The organism is Nocardioides sp. NPDC057577 (assembly GCF_042801335.1).
Classification (GTDB): domain Bacteria; phylum Actinomycetota; class Actinomycetes; order Propionibacteriales; family Nocardioidaceae; genus Nocardioides.
This window is the reverse complement of sequence record NZ_JBHVGB010000206.1, coordinates 1-9,790: the sequence shown is the minus strand read 5'-3', so window position 1 is coordinate 9,790 and position 9,790 is coordinate 1. Positions and strand designations below refer to the sequence as shown.

Annotated in this window: 9 protein-coding genes; 1 reads left to right on the top strand and 8 read right to left on the bottom strand. The window is 67.8% G+C overall.

Going from position 1 to position 9,790, the window contains the following annotated elements; translation table 11 throughout:
* Window positions 1-30: 30 nt before the first annotated feature.
* The 8 genes from ACFU7D_RS26335 to ACFU7D_RS26300 are packed head-to-tail and all read right to left on the bottom strand — an operon-like array spanning window position 31 to window position 8,759.
* Window positions 31-1,209 carry a thiolase family protein gene (locus tag ACFU7D_RS26335; protein ID WP_378872966.1) on the bottom strand — a complete coding sequence of 393 codons (1,179 nt, stop codon included), beginning with the start codon at window positions 1,207-1,209 and terminating at the stop codon, window positions 31-33.
* 31 nt (window positions 1,210-1,240) lie between these two features.
* Entirely contained in the window at window positions 1,241-1,990 is a 750-nt protein-coding gene (locus ACFU7D_RS26330) for an SDR family NAD(P)-dependent oxidoreductase (protein WP_378872964.1), read from the bottom strand.
* Between the two features lie 49 nt (window positions 1,991-2,039).
* Window positions 2,040-3,182 carry an acyl-CoA dehydrogenase family protein gene (locus ACFU7D_RS26325; RefSeq protein ID WP_378872962.1) on the bottom strand — a complete coding sequence of 381 codons (1,143 nt, stop codon included), beginning with the start codon at window positions 3,180-3,182 and terminating at the stop codon, window positions 2,040-2,042.
* On the bottom strand, window positions 3,172-3,969 hold the full coding sequence (locus ACFU7D_RS26320; protein WP_378872960.1) for an enoyl-CoA hydratase-related protein: 798 nt from the start codon (window positions 3,967-3,969) through the stop codon (window positions 3,172-3,174). Before ACFU7D_RS26320 ends, ACFU7D_RS26325 begins: the two co-directional genes overlap by 11 nt.
* Window positions 3,966-4,814 carry an SDR family oxidoreductase gene (locus ACFU7D_RS26315; protein ID WP_378872958.1) on the bottom strand — a complete coding sequence of 283 codons (849 nt, stop codon included), beginning with the start codon at window positions 4,812-4,814 and terminating at the stop codon, window positions 3,966-3,968. Before ACFU7D_RS26315 ends, ACFU7D_RS26320 begins: the two co-directional genes overlap by 4 nt.
* Window positions 4,811-6,049: an acyl-CoA dehydrogenase family protein gene (locus tag ACFU7D_RS26310; protein WP_378872956.1), complete on the bottom strand. Its 1,239-nt coding sequence runs from the start codon at window positions 6,047-6,049 to the stop codon at window positions 4,811-4,813. The genes ACFU7D_RS26315 and ACFU7D_RS26310 overlap by 4 nt, the downstream gene beginning before the upstream one ends.
* A gap of 2 nt (window positions 6,050-6,051) precedes the next feature.
* Window positions 6,052-7,095 carry a phosphotransferase family protein gene (locus ACFU7D_RS26305; RefSeq protein WP_378872954.1) on the bottom strand — a complete coding sequence of 348 codons (1,044 nt, stop codon included), beginning with the start codon at window positions 7,093-7,095 and terminating at the stop codon, window positions 6,052-6,054.
* Window positions 7,092-8,759 carry a class I adenylate-forming enzyme family protein gene (locus ACFU7D_RS26300; protein ID WP_378872952.1) on the bottom strand — a complete coding sequence of 556 codons (1,668 nt, stop codon included), beginning with the start codon at window positions 8,757-8,759 and terminating at the stop codon, window positions 7,092-7,094. Before ACFU7D_RS26300 ends, ACFU7D_RS26305 begins: the two co-directional genes overlap by 4 nt.
* A 140-nt stretch (window positions 8,760-8,899) precedes the next feature.
* On the opposite strand from ACFU7D_RS26300, the gene ACFU7D_RS26295 reads away from it, so the two are divergent.
* The gene (locus ACFU7D_RS26295) at window positions 8,900-9,751 is read left to right on the top strand and encodes a TetR family transcriptional regulator (protein ID WP_378872950.1); all 852 of its coding nucleotides are present in this window, start codon (window positions 8,900-8,902) and stop codon (window positions 9,749-9,751) included.
* Window positions 9,752-9,790 lie beyond the last annotated feature (39 nt).

Genomic DNA, 9,790 nt, shown 5'->3' with positions numbered 1-9,790 from the left:
TCCGGGTGGCTGTTGGTCAGGCGACGGCGATCAGGCGAGCCGCTCGATGATCGTGGCGTTGGCCATTCCGCCGCCCTCGCACATGGTCTGGAGCCCGTATCGACCGCCGGTCGCCTCCAGGTGGTTGAGCATCGTGGCGAGCAGGCGCGTGCCGGACCCGCCCAACGGGTGGCCCAGCGCGATCGCGCCCCCTCGGGGATTGAGCTTTGCCGGGTCGGCGTCGAACTCCGCTGCCCACGCTAGGGGAACGGGCGCGAATGCCTCGTTGACCTCGAAGGCGTCGATCTGATCGATCCTCAAGCCGGCGCGCGTGAGGATCCTGGTGGTTGCCGGGATCGGGCCGGTGAGCATGATCTCGGGGTCCGAGCCGACGACGCTGAAGTCGACGAATCGGGCTCGCGGCTTCAGTCCGAGCTCGAGAGCCTTCGCCTCACTCATGATCAGGGCCGCGCTGGCGCCGTCTGTCAGCGGCGAGGAGTTCCCGGGGGTGATGCACCAGGAGATCTCTGGGTAGCGAGCGGCGATGTCGTCGTCCTGGAACGACGGGGCCAGGCCCGCGAGTCCCTCGGCGGTCGTCGAGGGCCTGACGGTCTCGTCGACGATGTGCTGGCTTCCGTCCGGCAGGGTCACCGGCACGATCTCGTCGTTGAAGTCCCCTGCCTCGGCGTGGAAGGCGGCACGGCGGTGCGACTCGGCCGCGTACGCATCGAGGGCGTCGCGGTCGAGCTTCCAACGGGCAGCGATCAGCTCTCCCCCGATGCCCTGGTTGGGCAGAGACGGGAACCTGGCGCGCAGCGGCTCCTGAGGTCGGCCACCATCGGCTGAGGAGAACATCGGGACTCGGCTCATCGATTCGACGCCACCCGCGATCACGATGTCGTAGGCCCCTGCCATGACGCCCTGGGCGGCGAAGTGCACCGCCTGCTGGGACGAGCCGCACTGACGGTCGATGGTGGTGCCGGGCACCTCGACGGGAAGCCCTGCGGTCAGTGCGGACACCCTGGCGATGTTGAGCGCCTGGTCAGCGGCTTGGGTGACGCAGCCGGCGATGACGTCGTCGATGACGGCCGGGTCGAGCATGTTCCTGGTCACCAGGGCCTCGAGAACGGTGGCGAGCAGATCGACGGGGTGGACACCTGACAGTGCGCCTCCGGGTTTGCCCTTGCCAGAAGCGGTACGGACGACGTCGACGATGACTGCGGTGGTCATGAGGCTGTTTTCTCCTTGGCTGTCACTCGGGTCAGCGGGGGGCCATGCGAAGGGCGCCGTCCATGCGGACGGTCTCACCGTTGAGGTAGTCGTGCTCGATCAGGAACAGGACGAGCTGTGCGAACTCGGCGGGTTCGGCCAGTCGCTTCGGAAAGGGGATGCCATCGGCGAGGCCTGCTCGGAACTCCTCGCTGACGGTGGCGAGCATCGGAGTCTCGACGATGCCCGGGGCGACGGTGTTGACCCGGATTCCGTGCTGGGCCAGGTCGCGAGCCGCGGGGAGGGTCAGGCCGACGACTCCACCTTTGGACGAGGCGTACGCGGCTTGACCGATCTGGCCCTCGTAGGCCGCGACCGATGCGGTGTTGACGACTACTCCACGCTGACCGTGCTCGAGCGGCGCTGTCTGCGCCATGGCCTCGGCGGCCAGGGCGAGCAGGTTGAACGTCCCGACGAGGTTGACCTGGATGACCTTGGCGTACAGGGCGAGGTCGTGGGCTCCCTTCTTGCCGAGGATGCGTGCCGACGGACCGATGCCCGCACAGTTGACCGCCACTCGTAGCGGTGCCGCCTCGGCGGCCGTGGCGACTGCGCGCCCGACCTCCTCCGGGTCGGTGACGTCGGTCTGGACGTAGGTGACGTTCTCGACCGGTGGTGCGCTCGAGACGTCGAGGTCCAGCCCGAACACACGGGTTCCGCGGGCGGCCAGCGCTGCTGCCGTGGCCTGGCCGAGGCCGGAGGCGGCTCCGGTCACGATCGACGAGGTGCCGTCGAGCTGCATGTGTTGCTCCATTTCTTGGGATCTTGTTCGTTGAGAGGCCCGGCTCGGGTCAGCGACGCAGGTCGCGACCGATCACCAGGCGCTGGATCTGGTTGGTGCCCTCGAAGATCTGCATCACCTTGGCTTCGCGCATGTACCGCTCCACGGGGAAGTCGCGGGTGTAGCCGGCGCCGCCGAGCACCTGGACGGCGTCAGTGGTCACACGCATGGCGTTGTCGGTGCACACGAGCTTGGCGATCGAGGCTTGGCGACTGAAGGGCCGGTTGGCATCGCGAAGCCGCGCCGCATGCAGGTACGTCGCTCGGGCGGAGTCGACGGCGGCGGCCATGTCTGCCAGCAGGAACATGAGCCCTTGGTGGTCGATGATGGACTTGCCGAAGGCCTCGCGGTGCTTCGCGTAGTCGATCGCCGCGTCCAGTGCCCCCTGCGCCACACCGGTCGCCACGGCTGCGATGCCCAGCCGGCCGGAGTCCAGGCCGGCGAGTGCGATCGCTAGCCCATCGCCCTCAGCACCCAGGCGACGCTCGGCCGGCACCCGGACGTCGTCGAAGAGCATCGTCGCGGTGGTCGAGCTCATCAAGCCCATCTTGGACTCCGGCACGTCGGCGGACAGACCGTCGCTCTCGGCGGGGACGAGGAAGCAGGAGATTCCCCGTCCACCGTCGTCCGAGGTCCGGGCCATCACCTTGTAGAAGTCGGCCTGGCCGCCATGGGTCGTCCACGCCTTGGCGCCGCTGATCACATAGTCCGCACCATCGCGCACCGCCTTGGTGCGCATGGCCGAGGGGTCGGAGCCCGCATGCGCCTCTGAGAGACAGTAGGCACCGAGAAGCTCACCGGAAAGCATGTCGGGAAGCCATGTCCGCTTCTGCTCCTCGGTGCCCGCGTGGAACAGCCCGAAGCAGCTGAGTGCGTGGACGCTGGTGCCGACCCCTACCGCGGCCCAGGCGGAGGCGATCTCCTCCAGGACCTGAAGGTAGACCTCATACGGTTGTCCGCCGCCCCCGTACTCCTCCGGGTACGGAAGGCTCAGCAGGCCGGCGCGGCCGAGGGTGCGAAAGATGTCACGGGGGAAGGTGGCGCTCCGCTCCGCCTCATCGACGGCGCCTCGTAGCTCCTTGTCGACGATCGCACGCGTCAGCTCGATGAGGTCGGCCGACTCCTCGGTCGGCATGAGGCGGTCAACGGGCATGGCCGGCTCCTACTGGGTTCTCCGGGAAGATCGGCACTCTCTTCTCGATGAAGGCGCGCACACCCTCACGTCCGTCCGGGCTTCCCGCACGCGAGCGGATCGAGGCCGTCTCGCTGCGCAGGGTCGCCTCGGCTCCTGGCATGGCGCTGTCCCGGATCAGTCGCTTGGTCGACACCAGGGCGGCGCGGGATCCCGAGGTGAGGCTGCAGACGACCTTGTCGACCGCGGCGTCCATCTCTTCATCCGGATGCACCTGTGTCACCAGACCGCCCTGGTGGGCCTCGTCGGCGGTCAGGGTCGGGTTGAGCAGGGCCAGCCCCAGAGCACGATGGAGCCCGAGGGAGGCGTGGAGCAGTGCACCACCACCGTCCGGCGTCAGCCCGACCCCCGTGTAGGCCATCACGAAGCGCGCCGACCGCGCCGCGATGATGAGATCGGCGGCTGCGGCCAATGACAGCCCTGCCCCTGCAGCGACGCCACGGACCACCGCGACCACGATCGCGTCGAGTCGATGGAGCTCGCTGACGACCCGGTGCAGGCTCTCGGCGAGGTCGTCGATGAGACGGTCGGGCGCCTCAGCGGCGGCGAACGCGTGCAGGTCTCCACCGACGCTGAAGGCAGCGGCAGCAGACTCGAGGACGACGACAGCGACGTCGGCTTCGCGGATCTCCCGCACCGCCTCGGCCAGTCCGTCGACCATCGCCTGGTCGATCGGGTTGCCACGCTGGATGTCTTGAAGGCAGACCCGTGCGAAACCGCCGCTGACCGAGCAGGACACCGGGGTCACGACCGGCTCCCGAGCGGCTCGAGGAACAGGTCTTCCGCCAACGGCCCGTCGCCGGGGACGGCACGGTATCGATCCAGGTCTGCCACCCCGGACTCGGACACGACGTCCTCGTCGATGAGGAAGTTGCCCGTGAATGCTCGCGGGTCCTTGGTCAGGACCGCGTACGCCGCATCCGCCATGATCTCGGGGGTGCGGGAGCGACGCATCGTCTCGTCGCCGCCGTGGATGTTGGCGATCGCAGCCGTCGCGATCGTGGTGCGTGGCCACAGTGAGTTGACCCCTACCCCAGCCTCGCGCAGCTCTTCGGCGAGCCCCAGGGTGGTCAGGCTCATCCCGTACTTCGCCATGGTGTACGCCAGGTACGTCCCGGCCCAGCGCGGACGTAGGTCGAGCGGCGGCGAGAGGGTCAAGATGTGTGGCCAGGGGCTGCGCTCGAGGGCGGGAAGGGCCAGCTTGCTGAGTAGGAAGGTCCCTCTCGCGTTGATGTCCTGCATGAGGTCGTAGGACTTCATGGTGATCTCGGCCGTTGGCCGCAGGTCCAGCGCCGAGGCGTTGTTGACGACGATGTCGATGCCGCCGAATCGGTCGACAGCCGAGTCGATCGCTCGCTGGACATCGCCGTCGTCACGGACATCACCGACAACCGCAAGGCCCTGTCCGCCGGCGTTCTCGACGGCGCGGACGGATTCGCCGAGGGTGCCGGGCAGCTTCGGGTGTGGTTCTGCCGTCTTGGCCAGCATCACGATGTTCGCGCCGTCGCGGGCCGCACGTAGCGCGATCGCCAACCCGATGCCGCGGCTTCCTCCCGACATCACGATGGTCCTGCCGTTCAGCGTGGTGCTCATCGAGCCTCCTTCTTGTCTGCCGGAGCTTCGGCCGGTGCCATGGGGCTGCCACGGCGAAGCTCCTCGCGGGCGATGGTTCGTCGGTGTACGGCATCGGGACCGTCGACGATGCGTAGGATCCGGGCCCACGCGTAGAAGTAGGCCAGTGGCGTGTCCTCGGTGACCCCGGCGCCGCCGAAGACCTCGATGGCTCGGTCGATGACACGCGTGGCCACGGCGGGGGCCGCGACCTTGATGGCAGCGATCTCGGTCCGCGCACCCCCCGCACCGTGCCGGTCGATCAGCCACGCCGTCTTGTACACCAGCAGCCTGGCCTGATCGATGTCGATCCGGGACTGGGCGATGAGCTCCTGGACGACGCCCTTGTCGGCCAGCGCGCTCCCGAACGCGACTCTGTCCTTGGCGCGATCGACCATGAGTGCCAGGGCACGTTCGGCCATCCCGATGGCCCGCATGGCGTGGTGGATCCGGCCCGGGCCGAGGCGGGCCTGGGCGATCATGAAGCCGTCACCCTCCTGTGCCAGCAGGTTGCCGGCCGGGACGCGGACGTCGTCGAAGGTGATCTCGGCATGGCCGTGCTGGTCGTGGAATCCGAAGATCGGCAGGTCACGGCGGATCTCGACCCCGGGGGTCTCTCTCGGGACGAGGATCATGGACTGCTGACGGTGCGTGGACGCCGACGGGTCGGTCTTCCCCATCAGGATGAAGACCCGGCAACGCTCGTCCATCGCTCCGCTCGTCCACCACTTACGCCCGTTGATGACGTACTCGTCCCCGTCACGCCGGATCGTCGTACGGATGTTGGTGGCATCGCTGGAGGCCACATCGGGCTCCGTCATCGCGAACGCAGAACGGATCTCACCCTCGAGCAACGGCGCCAGCCACTGCCTCTTCTGCTCCTCGGTGCCGAACAGGTGCAGCGTCTCCATGTTGCCGGTGTCCGGCGCCTGGCAGTTGATGGCCTCCGGCGCGATCACCGGCGACCATCCCGAGATCTCCGCGACCGAGGCGTACTCGAGGTTGCTCAGCCCCGAGAGCTGCGGCAGGAAGAGGTTCCACAGGCCGCGCCGACGTGCGGAGGCCTTCAGCTGCTCGATGACAGGAGGCAGGCTGTGCCGGCCGTGCTCGAGGAGGTGTCGGGCATAGGTCGCCTCGGCGGGGAAGACCTCCTCGCGCATGAAGTCCCACATCCGCGCGCAGGCGTCCTGCGCGCTGGGGGAAAGGTCGAAGTCCATCCTCAGTCCTCTCGTTCGTGTCGTTCGAGTCGTTCGAGGCCCTCTTCGGCGATGAGCCGCACCTCTGCGTCCAGGTCTCCGAACTGCTGACCTGCCATGGCATCGGCGGCCACCCGCGCAGCGATGCCCTGGGCGATGACCGCGAACTTGTAGTGCGCGAAGGCTTCGTAGAACGCCAGGTTCTCGACGGGGCGACCGGTCTTCTGCTCGTACCGCGCGACCAGATGGCGGCGTCCTGGGAATCCGGGCGCCTGGGTGATCGCGGGGGTCAGCCGGAACCGCCGGTCGCTCGGTTCGCGCCAGTAGAGCAACATCAGCGCGAGGTCGGTCAGCGGGTCGCCCAGGGTGGACATCTCCCAGTCGAGAACAGCACGCACGCGCGCTGGGTCGTCGAGATCCATCATGCAGTTGTCGAGGCGGTAGTCGCCGTGGACGATGCTGGTCCGCTCGGCTGTGGGGACCTGCTTTGAAAGGCGAGCCGACAGCTCGGTCACGGCAGCGACATCGTGGGTCTTCGATCGGGACCACTGGTCGCTCCAACGTCGTACCTGCCGCTCGAGGTATCCATGCGGTCGCCCGAAGTCGGCCAGACCGACCTGGTCCGGATCGACCTCATGGAGTGCGGCAAGGGCATCGATCAGGCCATCGGCGAGGGCGACCTTGTCCTCCGGCCGTTCGGCATACCCGCTGGGAAGGTGCTCCCGGATGCTGTGCCCGATCACCTTCTCCATCACATAGAACGGAGCCCCGATCAGCCGGCCGTCGTCCTCGAGCAGGACCCGTGCCACAGGCACCGCTGTGCCTTGCAGCGCTCGCTGGATACGGGCCTCACGGCCCATGTCGTGGGCGCTGGGAAGCAGGTCTCCGCCGGGCGGCCGGCGCAGGATCACCGCGCCGGCCGCACACTCGACCTCGAAGGTGAGGTTGGACTTGCCGCCCGCCACCAACGTGGCGGTGGCCTCGATCCAGCGGTCGTCATCGAGCGCCTGGGACAGAGCCGGACCGAGACGGTCCAGACCGGCGTACGCCGCGACCCCGGCGCTCATTTGGCCTGACCTCGCAGCTCGCGGCGAAGGATCTTGCCGGTGACGGTCTTGGGCAGTTCCCCGATGATCTCGATCGAGCGCGGGTACTTGTAGGCAGCCATGTTCTGCTTGGCATGGTCGATGAGCTCCTCGGCCGACGCCTCGGCGCCGGGCTGGAGGGAGACGAATGCCTTGACGCTCTCGCCCCGATACTCGTCAGGTACGCCGATCACGGCTGCCTCGCGCACCGCAGGGTGTGCGTTGAGCACGTCTTCGACCTCGCGTGGCCACACCTTGTAGCCCGCGGCGTTGATCATGTCCTTCTTGCGGTCGACCACGTAGAACCAGCCGGCCTCGTCCATGAACCCGACGTCTCCGGTGCGAAGCTCGCCACCGGGCATCGACGCCTTGGTGGCCTCGGGCCGGCGCCAGTACCCCGGCACCACCTGTGGACCGCTCGTGGCGATCTCGCCCACCTCACCGACCGGCACCTCCTCGCCGTCCTCGTCCAAGATCCGCACGACGGTGTTGAACACCGGAACCCCGACGGACAGCGCACCCGAGCTCGGGTCGACCGGCGCGCGACTACCGAGCGGGACGCCGTGGGACGGGCTGCTGGTCTCGGTGAGCCCGTAGACGTTGTAGATGTAGCGGCCCGTCTTCGCCCGCAGCGACTCGGCCAGCGCGGGTGCGATCGGTGCGCCGCCGGACAGGATGGCGTGGAACGACTCCCAGTCCTCTGTGCGCGTTCCGTCCAGGTTGGTGAGCGCGACGAACACCGTGACCGAACCGACCGTGAACGTGGTTCGGTGCTCACGGATGGCGTCCATCACCACGTTGGGTTCGAAACGGTGGGCGAGCACGAGCGGGCACCCCGCGAGCAACGCGACACCGACGTGCGCGACGAGCCCGGTGATGTGGAACAGCGGCGCGACGCCGAGCACCGAGTCCTCCGGCCCAAGGCCCACCCAGTCTCGGTACGTCTGAGAGTTGAAGGCCAGATTGCCGTGGGTGTTCATGGCGCCCTTGGGCTCGCCTGTGGTGCCCGAGGTGTACGTGAGGACGGCAACGGCAGCTGAATCGGGACGGACGACATCGACCCGTTTGCCGCTGTGCTCGCTGATGAGCGCAGCCAAGGCCAGGGTTCCCTCAGGGGTGCGCCTGGCCGCGTCCTTGAAGAGTCGGTCGTCGTTGCGGGTCTGGAAGTCCAGCGGCGAGCACGTGATGACCGTCGAGACCGCGGTCTCACCAGCTCCGATGACGTCGCGGGCCACCGACTCGTACAGGTCCTCGAGGCACAGCAGCACGCTCGCATCGGAATCCTTCAGCAGGAACGTCAGCTCGCGGGTCTTGTTCATCGGGTTCACCGCCACCGCGGTCCCTCCCGCCTTCCAGGCGGCCAGGAGACCGATCACGAACGCAGGGTTGTTCTGTACATACAGAGCCAGGCGGTCATCGGCCGAGAAGCCGATCTCTCGCAGCGCGACGGCGACTGCGTCGCTGTACGCGTCCAGCTCGGCGAAGGTGATCGCTCCATCGAAGTACTTGATGACGGGAGCATCCGGCGTGCGGGCGACAGAGGCCCGGAACGCGGCGAGCAGGCTCGGGTACTCGACGTCGATGTCGGCCGGGTTCCCGTCGCGGTAGGCGGCGAGCCAGGGCCGCTGCGTATAGGCCTCAGCCATCAACATCCTCCTTGTTCAGGCGAACAGAACGCTCGCTCGGTATCCTCTAAACATCGGACTCTCACACGGACATGTGCGCGCCGTCAAGAGCTTGTGAAGACGTTTGGCCGTTGCGCGGAGTGTTCAGGTAGACTGAACATATGAGCGTGGATGCCACTGTCGGCCAAACCGTCAGACGACACCGACAGAGCGGCGACGTCAGCCTCCGGGAGCTGGCAGCGCGCATCGGCGTCAGTCCCGCGACCATGAGTGCCGTCGAGAACGGTCGGACTGCGGTATCGGTGCCACGGCTGCACGACATCGCCGCGGCCCTCGGTGTCGATGTTCGCGATCTGATCGGCAGTCCCGAGGCCGCCAGATCTACGCCACCGGGGTCGGCGTCGGCCGAGCGGGCCGCGGAAGCCGGCGACTGGCGCGAGTTCTCGCCGCTACCGATCGATCCGATCCTCGCTGCGGCCATCCGCGCGTTCGTCTCGACGGGCTACCACGGGGCCACGCTTCGCTCGATCGCCGAGCTGGCTGAGATGAGCATCCCCGGCGTCTACCATCACTACGCCAGCAAGCAGGACCTGCTCGTCCGGATACTCGACATCACCATGACCGACCTCAACTGGCGGGTCGAACGAGCGCGTGACGAGGGCGAGGATCCGCTGAGTCGTGTCGCTCTCATCGTCGAAGCACTCGCGCTCTACCATGCCTGCCGCACCGATCTCGCCTTCATCGGGGCAAGCGAGATGCGCAGCCTGGAACCCGACAACTACCGGCGAATCGCCGACTCCCGCAACCACGTCCAAGAGCTGCTGGACGAGCAGATCGCGGCCGCTGTCGACGCAGGCGGTCTCGAGGTCACCCACGCACGAGACGCCGGCAAGGCGATCACGACGATGTGCACCGGCTTGGTGACCTGGTTCCGCACCGACGGAACCTCGCCCCCCGATCAGATCGCCAGGGAGTACGCAGGGTTCGCGAAGCGGATGCTGGGCGCCTACTGATCCGCTCGGAGGGGCGCCGGGCCACAAGCGACCAGACCT